Origin of the sequence: Pseudomonas sp. rhizo66, assembly GCF_031931925.1 — a bacterium.
Classification (GTDB): Bacteria; Pseudomonadota; Gammaproteobacteria; order Pseudomonadales; family Pseudomonadaceae; genus Aquipseudomonas.
The window spans coordinates 116,479-135,433 of record NZ_JAUJWZ010000009.1; the positions used below are offsets into that span (position 1 = coordinate 116,479).

The window sequence follows — 18,955 nt, forward strand, 5'->3', positions numbered from 1 at the left end:
GATAAACGAAAAGGAGCCATCACTCTCGCTACCAAACGAAGGGTGGAGGCCATACGCAGGTTGGTAGACCGGTCGTCAGGAACCCCGGCGCATCCGAAGACGCCCCGCGCATGACCACCATAAAACGAAGACGAAAAACGCCCTCGCAAGACAGTAGTCTTGTGCTTCTGACGGAGACGGGCTACCAAACCCGATCACTGGTTTTCAGTGACGTAGGGACGATAGAACCTGCGGGCTAGACGCACAAGCCGGGGGATTCTGTCTTAGGTGTAGGGGGTGGCGCAAGGTGGTGTAGGCTTAGGGCTGCAGCAAGAGACTTCATTTAAACAGACGCGGCTTTTTCTGTTGGAAGGGCTCTACGAGCACGCTAAACGATCCAAATATTGTCACCAACGCAGAGAGCACATCGTTCTTCTAGAAGTACTGTCCGTCGCATACGTCAACGCTACGGTTTACAAGAACTATAAGTCCATTTTTGCACCTTCTTACCAAAATTACCCATTCCCCATCCTCGACCTGAAATCAGCCCTCGATCCGCCCTGCTATGCTTTCAGCTTTCCGAATGGAGTCGAAGGTGTGGGCATCGAATATTCCCTATCCGCCACGCTCGAAAAAATTTATGAAACTCAAATTGCACTTGAAGCGGCGATAATGGAGTTCACGTTGTTGGCCGAGCGGCAAGGCTTTGCAGATGCTGGCGACAATGCGAGAACGGCCCTAGATCGCATAGCTGAGAATGCTGGCTTTACAAAGCAAGAATTTGCACGCCTTAAATTGAAGGAAAAAGATTAAGCACTAACGGAGTCGAAACTTAAGGGAAAGTTATGATGCATGCTCAGCAAAGATGTATTTGGCCGCAGCGTATGAATCCGGGCATGTCTAACCTATTTTGCTTTCCGACTGTGAGATTCTTTAACGCTCATGCTCAAACCACCACATTGAAAAACGGAAGATCATCATGGCTGGAAGACGTCAACACTACATCCCTCAATTTCTCCAGCGCGGTTTTTTAGACGACCCTGATCACACAGCTAAACGAACTTGGCTACACCGACGCGAAAGTAAAGCTCGATTAGTAGGAACAAAAGATATAGGAGTAGGCGAAAGCTTCTACTCTAAGATCCGAACAGATGGGTCAAAAACTTTAGATGACTTGATCAGCGAAATAGAAATTGAATTATTAGTTGATTTTTCCGCATTGAAATCGGCACCGGTGAATACTCCTATTGACCCTAAAATTGCAGCACGCTTAACAACGCATCTTATGCTGAGGACTGCTCACGTACGATCCCTATTCGAACAGGGCGCGTCAAAGGTTTTCAACGCAGCGGCCCCTCTATTTACAGATCCAGAAATAGTCCGCAATCATATCAATGTGGACAACTTCGCCGACGCAACGAATTTCAAAAAAATAATCGAAGAGACTTTAGAAAACACCCCACTTGACTCGCTGTCGATTCCCCGTCCTCTCGCACGTAGATTCGTTTCCTTTTTAGCTCGCGAGAACTTCAATGCTTTTTTTGAGACCTCAGCGCCACTGATAGCACAACAACTAGAAACCTTCTCAACTGAAATATCAAACCATGTGCGTGACGCACATAATAAAGCTCTGGAAACTCGTGATCAGACTCAGTGGGAGAAAAGACTAGCTGAGTTCAATTGGTCGACCGAGGAAGTAAAGGGAGCAATACTCCCTGACTGCGTTGTACTTGCCAGGGAGCAGGGACAAGAACTTACACCCCTGCTGTTAACTGGCCGGAAAAATATCGAGCTAGTAATACTTCCGCTGGCCCATGATCGGCTACTGATCGGAAGGAAGGGTACAAATGAGTTAATTGATTTAAAAGCGCTAAATGCGGAAAGTGCTTCTTGTTGCGACCGTTTTTTTATATCACATAGACCTGAAGAAGGGATAGACCTAACGCAGTTGATTGGGCAAAGATCCATTAATACCATTAATGCAAGTGTCAACGAGGCACTTTCGGGATTCCAACTATCCTCCGAAAACAAAAAAGAAAGTTTTACACCATTTGAGCCTGCCTATTACGAAACGGATAATAGCTCATCAACCTCATTCTCATTAACGCTCAAAGACTTTGGAAACTCAGATATAGCTTTGAGACTTGCTGAGATCATTAAGGCAATTATCCGTGAAATAGGCCACGGGATTCCTATTTCCATTCTGGACGGAATAACTTTCGCACTAGACTATCCCGCTGCACTGGCAAGCTTAAACGGCGCTAATAAAACCTCAAAAGCAAACGAAAGCCAACCTCGAGACTATGGTAGAGCGGTCGCAAAAGTAGCTCAAGTAATTCGAGACAGCGAGCCGAAATATCATATAGTCATTGATGCGACTATTGCCTATAGCCTCCTTTCAGATATTGACGAAGACCGCTCACATGCCATTCATCTACTCTTAACAATGCTATCAGAACTCTTGCACACAACTCGCTACGAATCAACAATAAAACAAACTTCAGGAACAGCAATAGACCCGGTGAGTAAACTTCTCATTTCGAGCATATCTACTGCTCCAAGTAGCTTTTTTTGCGCACGTCAAAGTGCATTTGCAGATCCAAGTGCAGGTAAGCGTTATGCTGATTTGGTGAAGGATAGTTATGCTGCAGCGCAAGAAGCCATTAGGGCTGCTCGTTTGGCTTATAGAACAAATAGCGATATGGATACATTGCTGAATATAGCGCTTCCGCGAATCGCATTTGTTCTAACCCATGCGGCAGAATGGCTAGGGCATAGGGAGGGTTTATCTGCACATGATGTCTTCCCCGGATCCTCACTACCTAGTGATTTGGAGACTCTAGAGTTGGCCCGCTGGTTGGAGCTATTCGGGCGCGACCTGCGCAATCTGTACGACGTCGAAAATGAGTTCACCGTCGACAACATCTATGAGCTGAGCAGGCATGTCGAGCGACTCCTGTGGACGGTACAGATCTGTCCGTGGCCGATGGAGGACGGTACTCCGTATGTCAGCGTGCCCTTTGGTGACGACATAGCCTTTGTGGATTCTGAGATATGAGCTGCGCCAGGAGAAATGCACAAATCGGTACACCACTGTCGTTCGAAAAATCACCATCAGCGACTGCCAATTTATGAAAAGGAACTAACGACCTGAAAGCGTTACTGTGCGGGCTTTTCGGCCCGTTTTTTCGTGATTTCAATACGTCATGGGCGTTACCAAATACGACCGGTCGAAAAATCAAAATTCTACGAAACGCCTGTTTTCAGGATGATTCCCTTCGTGGGCTTGGCTTGTAGGAGGCGCTCTCGTTTGTACCGCTTAACGGTGCAGAAGAAAGGTACTGCACTCCTCTACAAAATCTTGCAAACAGTGCCATCACGTACCGTCTTTCAGAGTCACCAGTACAACTAGGTTCGCGCGCACATTACAAACTCTCAGCTTTTGCACAAAAAAAGACGCAGAGCCCGTCGGCGGAAGGGGGATAAGTGCTTTTTCATCGGATTTTTTCTTGGCTGCAGGATTTTCCATAGGGCTATCAGCTGCAACGCTCCAGCCAGACGCGCATGTCTCTAGCGGTCGGCAGTGGCCATGAGTCGCTCCGTTGATGTTGATGGGTACGCCTACCGATATACTGTTTATATATACAGCACCTTAGTAAGGTGGACATGACTGATGAATGTAGAGTCTGCAGCAACGTTAATCACGGAGGCCACCCGCGATAGCACAGTGGCGGACCATGCTGCGCAATGCACGGCGCCCATCACAAAGCATTGCTTAGGCAAGCACATGCACTGCACCAGGGCCATGTGATCGATGCTGACGAACTCAGCGACTTATTGGAGCTGGCGGATGCAGCGCTGGCCTACGCGGTCGAATCGCTACTTGACCTTGACGCTGAAGAGCAGGAAGCGCCATGCACGTACTGGTTACACCTATGCGCTTACGTGGTGTCGCGCTTGATCCAAAAGAGCGACGCCGCTATCCGACGATCAGGGGCAACGTCATGGTGAACTCTACTGTGTACCATGAGTTAGGCCGAGCAGCCGACATCGCACGCGTTGAAATAGGTATGCCGCTTGATCCTGACCCGCTACCGCCGCTGCTTAATACCACCCTTGCAGGAATGGCTATCACAGGATTTGTTATCAGCGGAATCGAGTACATTGATGGTTGTGCCTACGCTCAATCATGGTGGTGCCGTTTCGAGTGACCGGCAACGTAGTCATAAAAATACTTTCTTCGTCTAAGGGATTACGGAATGAAGTACGAAAAAATACTGCAAAAACTCAATAGTTATCCCAAATTGACAGAAGATCAAATAGTCGCAGCCTTCAATAAGCACGAAGATAAAGATGTAGATGTCTGCCAGAAAGACATAGGTAAACCAGGGTTTGAGATCTCTACCGATGCAGGTCTCTGCTTCCTCACAGAAAGGCCAATAAAGTATTACAACGAAAAGTGGGGGCGAGCTACCGGTGCACAGGAAAGAGCACTGCCATTATCGTTCCCTGTGCCACTTCACATAATCGGTGAGGGGCAGCTGAACAAAGACATAAATGAAATGAGCTGTGCCAAAAACCCTAAGGAAGCGGCAGATATATGGCTGAACGAATTTCTCGCCCCGGAAATTGCGGCGGCTTATTTCAATAGATTTTTTTCAGCAAGCGATTCACTAAAAGACTATCGACTGATCATCTTTGAGGCAATCGAGGCTTATTACATTGGAATGGATCATGCTGCAATAATGTCTTTAATTCCAGTATTCGAAGCTGGCCTAAGAAATATTCAAAACACGCGCCTCACCATTGCGCCGAACAACGTTAGCGGGGAGAAGTTTGAACGTCATCTTAGAGATATCATTGTCCAGTGGGGCAGGCGGCGTGTAGATACCTACGCGTGGTACCCGGGAAAAGATTATAGCCAAACTTTAGAGATAGACTTTTTTACCCATATCTGTCCACAGTCCGATGTAATTAACGCATTCAGACTGTACTTCAAAGAAGTTCTGTACAAGCCTAGCTACGGTGAAGCTGATGGCTTTAATCGTCATATAATAATACACTTGATAAAGAACGACTTTAAGAATCCGGCAAATTTCGTGAGAATATTTATATGTCTCACACATATTACGTTCATTGAAAGCCTCGAAAATCAAAATGTACCTTTCTTCTGGCGCGGCATCGATCAGAGAGATTTGAATGTGGCAGCTTATTTTGTTGAAATCTCAAAAAAGCTTGGCGACCCCCGCCGTCCTATATTGAAGACGCTCGGGATCGATGGGTATTGAAGTACGGTCAACAAACCTCAGGTGACATTATGCGACTTTTGGACATTATGAACTTCATAGCGAGCTTATTTGACGGGCTACTCTCTAAAGAGGTCGCGATCGCCTTAGTCGCTGCATATATTGGTGCCAGAGCTACAAGTAAATCGACGATAAGAGCACACGAACTTGCTACGCAAAAATCAAAAAATGACGAAAGAGCGGTAACATGCAATACGCTGCGACTTATAAAAGCCGAGCTAACAACAGCTTGGGATATTTATATGTACGAGTACGGAAAGGGGTTGCTATTAGTACCTGATGACTCACCCTACATTATGATGTTGCCAATAGGTGACAACCCCTTTCCTATATACGATTCAGCACCGCCTTGCTTAGCGAATATTGACCCTTCAGTTTCTGCAAAAATTGTGCGTATCTATATGCGAACAAAGGGCTTAATTACAATGATCAAGCTCAACAACGTGGATTGCCAAGCGGTTTACAATGCCGGACGCTTTGCGACTCAGAAACTTGTCAACAAAGCTATCGCCGACGGCGCAGCCATAGATGAGGCCGGTGCGAGAAAAATAAATGACTACCATATTTTCTATGTTGATCAAGAAGCCAATCAGCTAGGCATGGGTGGGACGGCGAATGGAATGAAGCTTCTGACTGGAGAACTTGAGATTCTCCTTAACAACATAAAGCGAGATATCGACAACTTAACCTCTGAAACTTGACGCGGGCTATTCATTCAAAGAGTAATTTATTCAACTAGTACATTCATAGCTTCTGAAGTGCCGGCTTGCGCTGCAAAAAACTACTGCATTAGACGGTACAGGAGTAGTTCCATGAGTATGAGTTGATATCTGCAAATTCATTTACTCAAGTAGATTCAGCGTATCGCACATAATTTTAAATATACTCACAGTTCAGACCCGATCCAGTTTTTCGGCGCCTGCATTCTTTGGCTGCCACTCGTCAGACTCTCGCGCAAGCCTGCAATACGTTCATGCATATCGCCACCCGCCGCGGCGTTGTGCTTCTGACCCACAACAAGGTTCAAATCACGACCTGTCGCCTGGTGCAGATCATCCACCGCCGCCAGGCTCGCGGATCCACCCGACATTAGCTTGAGCGCGCCCAGCGCCTCGATCTATTTCTCACCACCCACCTCTCGGTCGAGTGATCATCGATCGTCTGCTTGTGGCCCTGAAACTGCTCGCGGTTGTCCAGGGCTTCCACTTCACGCTCGATCGCCTGATCACGGATCTTGCCTTCGGTTTGGCGTAGCCAATTGCCGTCGGCGTCGACACGCTGCTGGACGGAAGCGCTGTGCTGCCACACCTGATCACCTTTGTGGCACCTTCGGCATGCTCAGCCCATGCGGCAAGATCGATTGGATGTTGGGCTTGTTCGGCAGGCCGTAGGCGAAGCACCACGACCCGCGTGCCCTCCTCCGGAAAGGCGTAAATGCCCATTTCCTCGCCACTGGTGGGCAGCGGTAACGGAACACCAGTAAGCGGCGGCATGGCTGGGTCTGGTTCATCGTCGGCATCAAGCACCTCGATGTCGACGGCGTAGCGCAGACGGAAGCCGTCGCGCAGTCCGGCGTCCGGCGTCCGGCGTCCGGCCACGGCGACCACCCGGGCAATCAACTCTGGGGCAAAGCACTCAACTTATACGACCTTAAACACCGCCTATCATCGACCGGGCACACATGAATCCCAGTGTGTAAAGCTCTGCCCAGCTCATTCCTGATAAACTCCCCCACCTTCGCCCCTCTGATCCAGATTCCCCCAAATGCCTCTACAACCCGCCCCACTCTCCCGCCGTTTCTCCGTCGCCCCAATGATGGATTGGACCGACCGCCATTGCCGTTTCTTCCTACGCCTCCTATCGAAGAACGCCCTGCTCTACACCGAAATGGTCACCACCGGTGCGCTCCTCAACGGAGATCACGAACGCTTCCTCCGTCACAACGAAGCCGAGCATCCTCTCACGTTGCAGTTGGGCGGTAGCGTTCCATTGGACCTAGCCGCCTGCGCACGCATGGCCCAGGAGTACGGTTACGACGAGGTGAACCTAAACGTCGGCTGCCCAAGCGATCGTGTGCAAAACAACATGATCGGCGCGTGCCTGATGGGTCACCCGCAGTTAGTGGCGGATTGTGTGAAGGCAATGCGTGACGCGGTGACAATCCCGGTGACGGTAAAGCACCGCATCGGCATCAACGGTCGGGACAGTTACGCTGAGCTGTGTGATTTCGTCGGCACCGTCCGCGATGCCGGGTGCACCAGTTTTACCGTGCATGCGCGGATTGCGATTCTGGAGGGGTTGTCGCCGAAGGAGAATCGTGACATTCCGCCGTTGCGCTATGACGTGGCGGCGCAGCTGAAGGCGGATTTTCCGGCGTTGGAGATTGTGCTGAATGGCGGGATCAAGACGATGGAGGCTTGCCATGAGCATTTGCAGACGTTCGACGGTGTGATGTTGGGGCGTGAGGCTTATCACAATCCGTATTTGCTGGCGGAGGTGGATCAGCAGTTGTTCGGCAGTTCGGCGCCGGTGATCAGTCGGGCTGAGGCGTTGGCGCAGTTGCGTCCTTATATAGCCGAGCATTTGCAGGCCGGTGGTGCGATGCATCACATCACCCGGCATGTGCTGGGCCTGGGCACGGGGTTCCCGGGGGCACGGAAATTCCGTCAGTTGTTGTCGGTGGATATTCACAAGGCCAAGGATCCGCTGGCGTTGCTGGATCAGGCGGCTGAGTTGCTTGAAGGTCGTTGATTGATGGTTTGAGTGTGCGGGCGACGCATGAGCGTTGCCCGGCGTTTTGTTGTACTGACAGGATGTCTTTTGTTTATGCCCGCGTTTACTTTTTCTGCTTTCAAGCGTTTCATCCTCCTCGCCTTGTTCAGCTTCACCTCCAACGTTTATGCGCACTGCGATGGCTTTTGCATGGGCCGTACCGATACGCCGTGGGAGGTGACGCAGTTTTCCGGCTTCACTTTGGTGTCTTTGATCCTCGCACCTATTTCGTCCAGCCAGGAAACGACCGACAGTCACAAGCGTGTTTACTCCGCCGAGGAGCAAGAAGACGCGCGACTCTATCTGGCCAGCGACGGCATGCTGCAGGCCGCGTATTTCACCTCGGCCTTGCAGCGCTTTCGTCAGGAGTCGCCGAATTCAGCGTTAAACGATCTCGCCATTGCGGCGTTGATCAGCGCTCAGTGATCAGGCGGCTGCTGCGGCGGTCCAGTTGACCCAGCCAAACAGCCACGTTGCCAGAATCAGCAAACCAAACGCGATCCGGTACCAGGCGAACGCAGCGTAGCTGTGGTTGGCAATAAACTTGAGCAAGCCGCGCACGGCGATCATCGCGAAGATGAACGCGGTGACGAAGCCGAGGGCGAAGACTGGCAGGTCGTTGGGCTGGAACAGGTCGCGGTATTTGTAGCCGGAGTACACGGCGGCGCCGACCATGGTGGGCATGGCGAGGAAGAACGAGAACTCGGTGGCGGCTTTGCGCGACAGGCCGAAGAGCAGGCCGCCGATGATGGTCGAGCCAGAGCGCGAGGTGCCGGGAATCATCGCCAGGCATTGTACGAAACCGACTTTCAGTGCGTCGGACCAGCGCATGTCGTCGACGTGTTCGACGCTGATCACATGGCTGCGCTGTTCGGCCCACAACATGATGATGCCGCCGACGACCAGTGCGACGGCGACGGTGATCGGGTTAAACAGGTATTCGTGGATTGCGTCCGCGAATAACACACCCAAGACCACGGCGGGCAGAAAGGCGATCAGCAAGTTGAGGGTGAAGCGTTGGGCATTACGTTCGGTGGGCAGGCCTTTGATGATGTCGAAGATCTTCGGTCGAAACTCCCAGACGACGGCAAGAATGGCACCCAGTTGAATAATGATGTTGAACGCCATGGCGCGTTCGCCGCCGAATTCCAGCAAGTCGGCGACGATAATCTGGTGGCCGGTACTCGAGATCGGCAAGAACTCGGTCAGGCCTTCTACCGCACCTAATATCAACACCTGGAAAAGGGTCCAGAAATCCATTAATCCTCCGTCAGAGCGCTCGTGGCGAGCGACCGGGTAATAACACTCAGGGGTTTGCACAATTGGCACATTATGAAGATCAAAAGATCGCAGCCTTCGGCAGCTCCTACAGGGGAATGCATTTCAAATGTAGGAGCTGCCGAAGGCTGCGATCTTTTGATCTTGAAGAATAGGTCTTATGAATTGCCACACTCAAGCCATGTTAATAATCGTCGGCTGACGAACTACGCGGAAAATATTTAGGCCTTTTTGCAGAAAAAAGTTGCTCTGACAATAAAGTGTGATCAATATCACATTATTCCGAGATGGCCAGACAGTGGCAATTAGACATAGACAAAGCCATCGCGATAAGCTCAAAATAGTGGCACCATTGCATATAGCCACCATCTAAGCAGTAGTTCACCTTCCCGAGAAAATCAACTAAAAGCTTGAAATGCTTAATTATTGTTAGAAAACTCGGGAGCCACGTCTAAAAAACGCGTGAATGTTACCAATTGTCAGTCACAGATGAGAACCGGTGCTTTAACATCCCGATGTCAGCACTTAATTCGAGTCAATGCATGATGCTCTCAGGGAACTTAGCGACCAGTAGTCCGCGCCCGACAAATGACGAACCTGGTGTTCTTACTTTGGGTCGTACCCGTGGCGTGGCTGAACATGTCAAAGCGCTAGTCGCCCAGCATTTACGCACTGATATGGCGCTCGAAGCCAGCGCGTACACTAGTTCATATCAGTTGAATGAACAGTCTGGTTCGTATCGAGCGATCTTCCTGGTTATCGACAGCCCACAGGCCCTCGAAGACAATCTTGCCTTGGTCGAGAACCTGCGCAGCGACAACTTGAAACCGATCATTTGCGCGGTCATCACCGGTCGCGGCGCCTTCAACAAGATCAAATATTATCTGGCTGGCGCGGATATTTGTATCAAGCTCAATACCCTTTCCGACGCTGGCGCCGAGTTGCTGGGCGAGTTCTTCAACAGTGAAGAATGGCAACGCGATATCGATCTGACACTTGATCCAACCCGTATCTGCCTGATGGGCACCAGCAAGAAACTCGATATCTCGTTTGCCGAGATGAAGATTCTCGAAGCCTTTGCGCAAACCAGTAATCACATTCTGAGCCATGATGAAATCGCCAGCATCATGGGCCTCAACACCAATTTCTACGACCCTCGAGCACTGGAGAAGTCGATCAGTCGCTTGCGTGGAAAAATCAAGGACATGTATGGTACAAACGCGATTCAGAGCATTCGCGGCTATGGTTATCGCCTGCTGCGGGGTCTGATATCGACTGCCTGACTCTCGGGCAGCCATCCCATTTGCATACGTACGAAGGATCGTCTAATGCAACCATATAGCTCCCGTTCTGCTTCACGCCTGTTTGAAATCAAGCAATTGAATGAGCGCGACAACACGACCCATAACAATAAAACTCCATAACATAGCAGCAGATCGAGTGGAATTTATCGAGGGCCAATCTTGGGCCCAGACCCTGCCTATCGATTACTTCCGAGGAAGTCATTGCTCGCCTGCCGATTTATCTTTTAGCCAATTTTGGTATGTATTCAGGAGAGAGACATGGAAACTAGTACAACCCTCCCAAGGAAATATTTTGTTGTCGTGACTCACAGTACAACGTCGCAACGCGAACTGGAGAGCATGCTGTCCAGTGAACGTTTCAATTCGTTTGAAGGGGTTGATTCACCCTCTTCCGCTCCAATGGTGATGGAGTTCACATATCCAGGCATCAATCGTAAAAACGCCCCGCGCAGTATCGAACACGATACTCAGCGAATATTGGCCACGCTTGAGTCCGAATGGCGCGCTGCACAATCGGCTAATCCTTTCCAGAATGTCCCGGCCATTACCGGGGAAACCCGCAACATGCCGCCTGCCGTTGACGGTGAACTACCTGGCAATGAAACCTGGCATCTGGACCCTGATCAGGGTGCACTGGTCAAAGAAGGTGTCGAAATCAGCCTGACGGGCCTGGAAACAGCATTGGTCAGGAAAATGCTCAGCCATGAAGAGCGTGTTGTCAGTCGTGACGAGCTGATTCTCAGCATCGGTCGAGAACCGGAACAATATCGCGGCCTGGAAATGTGCCTGAGTCGCCTGCAAGACAAATTCAAAAGCGCCAGTAATGGTGAGCGACTGTTTCGTGCCGTCAGAAACCGCGGTTATTGCCTGATTCAGGAAATCGTCGCGTAACCCGCAAGACTTCCACGAACAGAACAAACAGGCAAAAGTGCGATTACAAAAACAACAAGAGCACTCTGTTTGGCTTCATCCTCCTCCCTGAATTAAACACTCCCTGCCTCCACCCTCCAACAGTAACAAATACAACATCATTTATTCACCCCCTGCTCTGCGACCTTTTCTAACACCCTGCTATTTAATTATTAAAAAGTTGGCACTGTGCCATCTTGTTAGAACTCGTCAGACACCATTCCAGCCAATAACTTAGTCTATTGACTGACGACAGTTCGGCATATCGATGTTGTTACCTCAGGACACTCGTTACAACAAAAACAATAAGTCTGCATAACAACTCGGTTTTCAACTGTTGAAACCTGAATGGACGTCTTTTGGGGATACCGTATGGATCTTTCTTTAAGTATCAATCGAAGCACAGGCCTCAAGGGACTGACCTTTTGGGGCCAATGGGCGCTGGCACAGGGCTTTGTGGTGACGCTGCTGTTCATACTCGCCGAGCAACACACCGGGACGGTCGCGTTTTACTACCGGATGTGTGCAACGCTGGCGGTACTGGCGTCGGTGCCGGCTTATACGTTTAGCGGTGTTTATCGCAAACGTGACAACTACCTGACCGGTCTCGGTCGACTGTTTATGGGTTGGTCGATGACCATGGCGGCGCTGGCGTGCATCGCCTTTGTCTGCCAGGCCGATGAGCTGTTTTCGCGGCAGGTGATTCTGAGCTGGGCGGTGTATGGCTTCCTCGGTCAGGCGTTTCTGTACGCTCCGCTGCATGCGTTTTCCAAGTACTACCAACGGTCGCGTAAAAGCGAGCACAAGACGCTGATCGTCGGTACCGGCGAACTGGCGTTGGGTCTGGCAAAGAAGCTCAGCCAACTGGAAAACCTGCCGTTGGTAGGTTTGGTCAGCAATGGCGATGTGTCGGCGCTGGGTTCGGATGCACCGCGCGTTGTCGGCGATCAGGAACAGTTGTTGGAGCTGATCGAGGCGCATGACATTCGTCGCTTGTACATCACCCTGCCGCTGTGTGAAGCCGCGAAAATCGAGGCGATTTATGGCGATTTGCTCGGCGCCAACGTCGACGTGGTGTGGGTGCCGGACTTGAACAGTCTGACCCTGCTCAATCACTCGGTGAAGGTGGTGGACGGTCTGCCGGCGATCTACCTGAACGAAAGCCCGCTGACGAGCCGCCCTACTGCTGCTTTGAGCAAGAGTCTGGTCGAGAAAACCGTGGCGTTTCTGGCGATCATCGCGTTGAGCCCGATCCTGCTGATCATTGCGCTGGCGGTGAAGATCAACTCGCCCGGCCCGGTGTTCTTCAAGCAGGATCGCCATGGCTGGAACGGCAAGGTGATCAAGGTCTGGAAGTTCCGCTCGATGCGTGTTCACGATGACCGTGACGTGAAGCAGGCCAGCCGTAATGACTCGCGCATCACCGCAGTCGGTCGCTTTATTCGCCGCACTTCGCTGGATGAGTTGCCGCAACTGTTCAACGTGTTGCAGGGGCACATGGCCCTGGTCGGCCCTCGCCCGCACGCCGTCGCGCACAACAACTACTACTCGGGGAAAATCCTCGCGTACATGGCGCGTCACCGGATTAAACCGGGGATCACCGGCCTGGCCCAGATCAGCGGCTGCCGCGGTGAGACGGACACCATCGACAAGATGCAGAAGCGTGTGGAGATTGACCTGCAGTACATCAACAGCTGGTCGTTGTGGCTGGATCTGAAGATCCTGGTGAAGACGCCGTTTACGTTGCTGTCGAAGGATATTTACTGAGGTTCAACGCTGGATACCGCAAGGGGACGAAAGTCCCCTTTTTTTGTGCGTGGGATTTGGCGCGCGAGAGTAATTGGGCGTGGATGCAAAAACCTGTGGGAGCTGGCTTGCCAGCGATAGCGGTGGGTCAGGCAACATCAATGTTGCAAGTGCCGGCCTCATCGCTGGCAAGCCAGCTCCCACAGGGGATTTGTGCTTGGCTCAGGCCTCCCGGCTAGACAAACAACCTGGGGATTTGTGCTTGGCTCAGGCCTTATGGCTAGACACATAACCTGGGGAAGCTGTGCTTGGCTCAGGCCTTACAGCTAGACAAATAACCTGGGAAGCTGTGCTTGACTCAGGCCTTATGGCTAGACACATAACTGTGGGAGCTGGCTTGCCAGCGATGGCGGTGGGTCAGGCGACATCAATGTTGCAAGTGCCGGCCTCATCGCTGGCAAGCCAGCTCCCACAGGGATTCGGGTGTTTCGGAGATCCGCGCTTACTCCGTGATCTTCTCGAAATTGCGATAAAACATGTCCCCTTCCCGGCTATCGGTCATCGAGTGCAGTTGGTAGCCGCGATTCAGTCGCGCACCACCGTCACGGGTCAGCGGCGCCCAGACCAGGTTGGCGCGGCGCATGGTCGACATGCTCATCATCTCGTCGAACGGGATCGACAGGTAGATGCCTTTGTCGAAACTACCTTCGCCATATTCAGCACTGCCCGCCGTGGTAATGGTCGCCCAAGCGCCAAAGCGCACGCCATTGAAAAACTCGCGCGAGATGTCCACGGTGCCACCCCAATCCCCAGCCAGATAACGCCCGACGCTAACCGCCGCCAGCGTATCGAACGGCAGATCCGTATACGCCGTGACATGCCCGGTCACCACCGAGTAATCACGCAGGGCAAAACCCTGATCGAAATCGCGCTGACGCACCCAGTTCAGATCCGCGCCCACCGACCAGCGTTCACCGGTGGGGCGGAACAACACTTCACCGCCGACACCGGCGAACATCGACTCCAGATAACCGCCATACACCATGCCGTACAGGTCTTTATCCAGTTGCTCGGCATGGCTGACCTGGAACAACGGCATGGTCGTGTTGGACGTTGTCAGGTATTGGCGCAAATCCGTACGCACTCGCGGCAAACCGCTCGGCGCGTCGTAGGTGAACTTGTCGAAGTTGTTGGCCAGGTTGGCACTGAGCAAACCGCTCCACCAAGTGTTGCGATTGAAGCGGTATTCAGCGTCGGCATCAGCACTCAATTGATAGAGCAAGCCATCCGGACCACCAACGTTCTGCTTGAAGCCCAGCCCGACGCCATAGCTGAAATGCTGCGGCGCTTCGGTGTAGAGGGTTTTCTCGTTGTGCGGCATCGCCGGGTTGATCTCGGTGGTGCGGTGCAAAGACTCCAGTGGCTCCTCGTTGCTGATCACTTCGCGGAAGGTCTGGCGCGGCAAGCTGGTTTCTTCCAGCGGCAAGTCGTAGCGCTTGTTGACCACAGTGAACCAGTCGATGTCGTCGTTGACGCTGTTATCAAGAATCCGGCTCGCCCGCCCGACCGCCTTCGACGAATGGAAGTAGCGCTGCTGCTCGCCATACACGATCAATTCGGAATCACGCTGCGTGATGCGCTCGACCTTGTAGCCGGCGTTCTGCTGCAAGCGTTGCGACACATTGGCCCAGTTGACCTGATCCATCGCCGTGGTCGGCGCCTTCGCCGGCAACGGTTCCGGAGTCGGGTCGTAAGTCTTGGCCGGTGCCTTGCGGCTGACGAAATTGGTGTGGAAGGTCACGCCGAACATCGCCGTATTGCCGCGCTCCCACGCCGCGCTGACATCAACCGAATCGGTGACTTTGAACACCGCGCCGAGGTTGATCGGCGAGTCCTGCTTGATCTCGTTGTCCTTCGGCTCGTGCTTGTAATCATTGCCTTCGTATTCGAGTTTCAGGCTGAGACGATCCCACGGTGTCTGATAGCTCACGCCACCGAAGAACGACGGCCGCCCACGAAAGTACGAACCCGAGTTGACGTCACCGGTGCCTTCAAGTGCCGGCCGGGTATCGAAGCGATCACTGACGTAGCCCAACGGGTTGTCGATGTCGCCGCGATTACCGAGGTAACCCCAGGCAATCCCGGCGCTGAAATCGAAATTGTCGTAGCGCTTGTTGGCGACGAAAAATTCACTGGAAAACAAACCCGTACCGCCGATGTCTCGGAAGCCCAGCGCCACGTCGGGCAGCCAGTGACTCTCCTGCCACAGCCGGACTTTGACGTCGACCGCCTTGTCCTTATAGCTTTGGCTGCCGCTCAGGGCCTCCGAGCCGTACGGCCGGTTGGTGATCGCGGTGTAGCGAAACGAGCCTTCGAGCCAGTCCAGCGGCTGCAGCGAAACGCTGTAGCGGCTGTACGGTTCGGTGCGGTTGGCGTTGACGCTCAACTCGCCGGCCGGGGCCATGCGCGCGGTCGGCGTCTGCAACAGCCCGGTGCCACCGAAGTCATTCTGGGTAATGCGCGGCTCGGCATGAGCCAGACCGCAAGGCAATAACAACACAGCTGCAAAACGTAACTTCAACGAACCACCTCGGCCAGCTGCGTGGCAATGAATTCGGCCAACTGCTGATTCAGTTCAGGAAGAGGCGGATCAAGATCATCATTTTTCACCGGCACCAGAATCTTGCTGCCGGCCACCGGGAATTGCCCGGACTCGCGATTCCAGTGCGCGATGCCGACGCGCCGCGACACGCCGTTGGGCTGGATCAGCCACAGGTAATCGGCTTCGGCATCGGCCAGAATCGAACAGTCTTGCAAGTACTCACGCGCCTCCTGCAACGGCTGATACGGCAAGTGGCACGGCTCGGCGACCGCGCCCAACACTTGCACTTCATCGACACGTTTCGGATAAACCAGCCGATCGCCGTCATCGAGGCGAATGTTGCGCGCGAAGCCAACCTCCAGCGCCACCGGATCGAGATCGGCAATCTGCCGCCCCGTCACCGGCATCTGCCGCACTTCTTCGGCCAGACGCTGCGCCAGCGCGACACGACTGGGTCGATCAAACAACGCCGCCATGCGCTGCAGCACGTCGAGGTCAAACAGCACGCCGACCTTGAGCCGTGTCTGCTCCTCAATCAACGACTGCCGCAGCAACCCGCCCGCCAGCCAATAGCCTTCGGCGTTCGGCACCGCTTCGCCGATCACATCGAGCAAGCGCCCGCCCGCTGGCAACGCGACCGGTCCGGGATTGGCGACATCGCCCGACACCGTGACGGCCGCCTGACTCACACTGGCGACCAGCATCAGGCTCGCCGATAACAGTTTCAGGCGCATCACGGCAGGTGCCTGCGATCAGGGGTCAGTTGCACAACCTTGACGCGCAACTGCGAGGTCAGTTGCTGCTCGCTCTGCAAGATGAAACCGTCACGCGGGTCGACCCAGTAACGATTGGTCGCGCTCAGGCCAATGGCCGGGGCGTCAATGTGTTCATCGACACGCAGCACGGTGTATTCCTTGTCGAGAATCTGCAGGGTTTGTTCGGCGCGGCGCGAGAAGCGGCTGTTGACGATCACCCCGACTTCCTGGCCCTTGTAGAGGTCGATCCAGCGCCGCGTGGTGAAACCGTCGGCGACGTGATGCAGGCCCTGCTTGAACGGCGCGTCATCGGCCAGCCGCGTGCCATCGAGATCGCCTTCCAGGCCCAGGCCAATGCTGCGCACGGCGAGGCCATTGCGCAGCAACAGCACTTGTTTGCCGGAAGCGACCCAGAACTGCAGGTCTTCACGCTCGCGCACCAGCGCCAGCACCCCGGAGCCGGACGGCGTGGTCAGTTTCAGTTGCGGGTAGTTGACCCCGGCCACTTCGGCCGCCGACACGTCGACTTCATCCGGGCCGACAACCGCCGCTTTGAGGTTGTTCAACGAAGCGCTCATCAGCGGGTTACAGCCGCACAGCAACGAGGCCGCCATCAGGCACAGGCCAACTTTCAGAATGTTCAAAGTCGGCGACCTTATTTGCTGTTGTTACTGTATTCGCTCCAGTTCTTCGCAGCGGAAGCGCCGGTGCCGACAATCGATGCCGACGGCACCAACTGGCTGATCAGACGGTTCCAGCGAGTCACGTTGGCAGGCCCGACATACACCACGTCCTGCGGACGCACTTCGAAGTGCGAAGCGAGGGCCATGGCGGTGGGCGATTCGGCTTCCAACTGGTAGATCTTCGCCGGTTCGACATCGAGGTTTTCCACGCCACGAATGACATAAACCGCGTTGCCATTGGAGGTGGTCTGGGCCAGGCCACCAACCGAACCGAGCACGTCGGTAAGGTTCATCGTTGCGGTCTTGAAACTCAGTGCACGCGGCTGGTTGACCTCGCCCATCACGTAGATGCGCTTGTTGTCGTTGTACGGCAGATACAGCTGGTCGCCACCCTTGAGGTAGACGTTCTGCAACTCGGAATCCTGCTGATTGAGCGAGTCGAGATTCAGCGGATAAGTGCGCCCCTTGCGCGTCAGCAACAGCCCGGACAGATCAGCGTTGTTGGTGTCGATGCCGGCCGAACCGAGGGCTTCGACCACGCTCAGCGGATTGGTGGAAATCGCTTGCGGGCCGGCCTTGGTTACCGCGCCGGTGACCACGACTTTCTGGCTGGCGAAACGCAACACCGCGACATCCACCTGCGGCTCGGCGATAAATGCCGACAGCCGCTGTTCAATGTCCGAGCGCAGTTGCTGGATGGTCCGGCCGGCGGCCTGGACTTCCTTGATGAACGGGTAATACAGCGTGCCATCGGAGCGCACCAGTCGGCCGTTGGCATCGATCTGTTGTTGCGCGCCGGACGGGGCCGTCAGCTCGGGGTGATCCCACACCGTGATGTACAGAACATCGTTGTTGCCGATGCGGTATTCGGCCGGAGTGGCCAACAGCTCCGGCGGCAGCGACTCACGCTTTTGCGTGGCGCGGTTCATGGCAATCAGCTTGGGCGTGATCGGAATCAGCTCGACCCGGCTGCTTTCGCTGGCACCCTGGCGGGTGATGTCACTGGTGCTGAGGTATTGACCGGGGGAAAACATGCAACCTTGCAAAGCGAGACTTGCCAACATTAAAAGATAAACACTACGAGTCATAATGGCACTACGCTATTCAAGGGCGAATCCAAAAACAAAGTCACCCGACTTGCGTCGGGCGACCTTGTACTGCACTAACAGAACTTCCTGTTAGTTATGCGTGCCGGTTGTACCGGTGGTACCCGTCGTACCGGTGGTACCGCCGTTGGCACTGCCACCGCTGTTAGACGCCGCTACAGCACTGGCAACCATTGCAGTACTGGCTGCGGGCGCTTGAGAAGCCGCCACGTTGCCACCTACATTGGTTACCGCTGTCAGCGGTGCTTCAGCGGCGGCAGCCCAGTTGCTCAACATCGTCAACAGGGCAACTGCCATCACTTTTTTCATATCAACTCCTTTCTAACATTCGACTTGTTAAAAAACTCGTCTGAGTTAGCGGTGGTGAGTTCAAGTCCGCAAAAAGCGCGAACATGATCCGTCGTTCTTTCACAGTCTTACCCAACTGATAAAAGTCGAACGGCAGGTTTATATCTACGGACTTGCAAAAGGCATTGCCAGTGTAATTTCCCGACGTTATCTAACAACCTGACTGA

16 protein-coding genes and 1 pseudogene are annotated in these 18,955 nt (G+C 53.5%); 10 read left to right on the forward strand and 7 right to left on the reverse strand.

The genetic code is table 11. The features are described from left to right. Nucleotides 1–276 precede the first annotated feature (276 nt). The 5 genes from QZR14_RS13025 (at nucleotide 277) to QZR14_RS13045 (ending at nucleotide 5,986) form a co-directional block, all read left to right on the forward strand. Nucleotides 277–792, forward strand: a complete 516-nt coding sequence (locus tag QZR14_RS13025) for a hypothetical protein (RefSeq protein ID WP_311996784.1) — start codon at nucleotides 277–279, stop codon at nucleotides 790–792. A 166-nt stretch (nucleotides 793–958) separates the two neighbouring features. Further along, a complete protein-coding gene (locus QZR14_RS13030) occupies nucleotides 959–3,037 on the forward strand; it encodes a hypothetical protein (RefSeq protein ID WP_311996785.1) in 2,079 nt (692 codons plus the stop codon). Between the two features lie 856 nt (nucleotides 3,038–3,893). Further along, the gene (locus QZR14_RS13035) at nucleotides 3,894–4,190 is read left to right on the forward strand and encodes a hypothetical protein (RefSeq protein WP_311996786.1); all 297 of its coding nucleotides are present in this window, start codon (nucleotides 3,894–3,896) and stop codon (nucleotides 4,188–4,190) included. Nucleotides 4,191–4,238: 48 nt separating this feature from the next. Beyond that, complete coding sequence (locus QZR14_RS13040) at nucleotides 4,239–5,267, forward strand: hypothetical protein (RefSeq protein ID WP_311996787.1); 1,029 nt, start codon at nucleotides 4,239–4,241, stop codon at nucleotides 5,265–5,267. Nucleotides 5,268–5,296: 29 nt separating this feature from the next. Next, the gene (locus tag QZR14_RS13045) at nucleotides 5,297–5,986 is read left to right on the forward strand and encodes a hypothetical protein (RefSeq protein WP_311996788.1); all 690 of its coding nucleotides are present in this window, start codon (nucleotides 5,297–5,299) and stop codon (nucleotides 5,984–5,986) included. A gap of 30 nt (nucleotides 5,987–6,016) precedes the next feature. Here the strand turns inward: QZR14_RS13045 and QZR14_RS13050 are convergent. Next, nucleotides 6,017–6,904: pseudogene (locus QZR14_RS13050) on the reverse strand (hypothetical protein). Nucleotides 6,905–7,049: 145 nt separating this feature from the next. Here QZR14_RS13050 and dusA point away from each other — a divergent pair. Together dusA and QZR14_RS13060 are read left to right on the forward strand one after the other, a co-directional pair. Continuing rightward, a complete protein-coding gene (gene dusA, locus QZR14_RS13055; RefSeq protein ID WP_311996789.1) occupies nucleotides 7,050–8,036 on the forward strand; it encodes a tRNA dihydrouridine(20/20a) synthase DusA in 987 nt (328 codons plus the stop codon). 27 nt (nucleotides 8,037–8,063) lie between these two features. Then, a complete protein-coding gene (locus tag QZR14_RS13060) occupies nucleotides 8,064–8,483 on the forward strand; it encodes a DUF2388 domain-containing protein (protein ID WP_311996790.1) in 420 nt (139 codons plus the stop codon). Here QZR14_RS13060 and QZR14_RS13065 read toward each other — a convergent pair whose 3' ends face one another. Continuing rightward, nucleotides 8,484–9,317, reverse strand: a complete 834-nt coding sequence (locus QZR14_RS13065; RefSeq protein ID WP_311996791.1) for an undecaprenyl-diphosphate phosphatase — start codon at nucleotides 9,315–9,317, stop codon at nucleotides 8,484–8,486. A 560-nt stretch (nucleotides 9,318–9,877) separates the two neighbouring features. On the opposite strand from QZR14_RS13065, the gene QZR14_RS13070 reads away from it, so the two are divergent. From QZR14_RS13070 to QZR14_RS13080, 3 genes are all read left to right on the forward strand, one after another. Continuing rightward, nucleotides 9,878–10,618, forward strand: a complete 741-nt coding sequence (locus tag QZR14_RS13070; RefSeq protein ID WP_311996792.1) for a winged helix-turn-helix domain-containing protein — start codon at nucleotides 9,878–9,880, stop codon at nucleotides 10,616–10,618. Between the two features lie 279 nt (nucleotides 10,619–10,897). Beyond that, a complete protein-coding gene (locus QZR14_RS13075; RefSeq protein ID WP_311996793.1) occupies nucleotides 10,898–11,530 on the forward strand; it encodes a winged helix-turn-helix domain-containing protein in 633 nt (210 codons plus the stop codon). A gap of 390 nt (nucleotides 11,531–11,920) precedes the next feature. Next, nucleotides 11,921–13,315 (forward strand): undecaprenyl-phosphate glucose phosphotransferase, encoded by a 1,395-nt coding sequence (locus QZR14_RS13080; protein ID WP_007950006.1) that lies wholly within the window; start codon nucleotides 11,921–11,923, stop codon nucleotides 13,313–13,315. A 481-nt stretch (nucleotides 13,316–13,796) separates the two neighbouring features. Here the strand turns inward: QZR14_RS13080 and QZR14_RS13085 are convergent, their stop codons facing one another. The 5 genes from QZR14_RS13085 to QZR14_RS13105 form a co-directional block, all read right to left on the reverse strand. After that, entirely contained in the window at nucleotides 13,797–15,875 is a 2,079-nt protein-coding gene (locus QZR14_RS13085; protein WP_311996794.1) for a YjbH domain-containing protein, read from the reverse strand. Next, nucleotides 15,872–16,630: a capsule biosynthesis GfcC family protein gene (locus QZR14_RS13090; protein WP_311996795.1), complete on the reverse strand. Its 759-nt coding sequence runs from the start codon at nucleotides 16,628–16,630 to the stop codon at nucleotides 15,872–15,874. Before QZR14_RS13090 ends, QZR14_RS13085 begins: the two co-directional genes overlap by 4 nt. After that, nucleotides 16,630–17,295 carry a YjbF family lipoprotein gene (locus tag QZR14_RS13095; protein ID WP_311996796.1) on the reverse strand — a complete coding sequence of 222 codons (666 nt, stop codon included), beginning with the start codon at nucleotides 17,293–17,295 and terminating at the stop codon, nucleotides 16,630–16,632. The genes QZR14_RS13090 and QZR14_RS13095 overlap by 1 nt, the downstream gene beginning before the upstream one ends. A gap of 11 nt (nucleotides 17,296–17,306) precedes the next feature. Continuing rightward, on the reverse strand, nucleotides 17,307–18,368 hold the full coding sequence (locus QZR14_RS13100) for a polysaccharide biosynthesis/export family protein (RefSeq protein WP_122607453.1): 1,062 nt from the start codon (nucleotides 18,366–18,368) through the stop codon (nucleotides 17,307–17,309). Between the two features lie 144 nt (nucleotides 18,369–18,512). Next, the gene (locus QZR14_RS13105) at nucleotides 18,513–18,749 is read right to left on the reverse strand and encodes a hypothetical protein (protein WP_007910552.1); all 237 of its coding nucleotides are present in this window, start codon (nucleotides 18,747–18,749) and stop codon (nucleotides 18,513–18,515) included. Between the last annotated feature and the right edge of the window lie 206 nt (nucleotides 18,750–18,955).

Excerpts from the sequence above, each read along its gene's own strand:
- QZR14_RS13045 (WP_311996788.1), top strand. The coding sequence starts at position 5,297 with ATGCGACTTTTGGACATTATGAACTTCATAGCGAGCTTATTTGACGGG.
- QZR14_RS13090 (WP_311996795.1), bottom strand. The coding sequence starts at position 16,630 with ATGCGCCTGAAACTGTTATCGGCGAGCCTGATGCTGGTCGCCAGTGTG.
- QZR14_RS13075 (WP_311996793.1), top strand. The coding sequence starts at position 10,898 with ATGGAAACTAGTACAACCCTCCCAAGGAAATATTTTGTTGTCGTGACT.
- QZR14_RS13040 (WP_311996787.1), top strand. The coding sequence starts at position 4,239 with ATGAAGTACGAAAAAATACTGCAAAAACTCAATAGTTATCCCAAATTG.
- QZR14_RS13035 (WP_311996786.1), top strand. The coding sequence starts at position 3,894 with ATGCACGTACTGGTTACACCTATGCGCTTACGTGGTGTCGCGCTTGAT.
- QZR14_RS13080 (WP_007950006.1), top strand. The coding sequence starts at position 11,921 with ATGGATCTTTCTTTAAGTATCAATCGAAGCACAGGCCTCAAGGGACTG.
- QZR14_RS13070 (WP_311996792.1), top strand. The coding sequence starts at position 9,878 with ATGATGCTCTCAGGGAACTTAGCGACCAGTAGTCCGCGCCCGACAAAT.
- QZR14_RS13060 (WP_311996790.1), top strand. The coding sequence starts at position 8,064 with ATGAGCGTTGCCCGGCGTTTTGTTGTACTGACAGGATGTCTTTTGTTT.
- QZR14_RS13100 (WP_122607453.1), bottom strand. The coding sequence starts at position 18,368 with ATGTTTTCCCCCGGTCAATACCTCAGCACCAGTGACATCACCCGCCAG.
- QZR14_RS13065 (WP_311996791.1), bottom strand. The coding sequence starts at position 9,317 with ATGGATTTCTGGACCCTTTTCCAGGTGTTGATATTAGGTGCGGTAGAA.
- QZR14_RS13030 (WP_311996785.1), top strand. The coding sequence starts at position 959 with ATGGCTGGAAGACGTCAACACTACATCCCTCAATTTCTCCAGCGCGGT.
- QZR14_RS13105 (WP_007910552.1), bottom strand. The coding sequence starts at position 18,749 with ATGAAAAAAGTGATGGCAGTTGCCCTGTTGACGATGTTGAGCAACTGG.
- dusA (WP_311996789.1), top strand. The coding sequence starts at position 7,050 with ATGCCTCTACAACCCGCCCCACTCTCCCGCCGTTTCTCCGTCGCCCCA.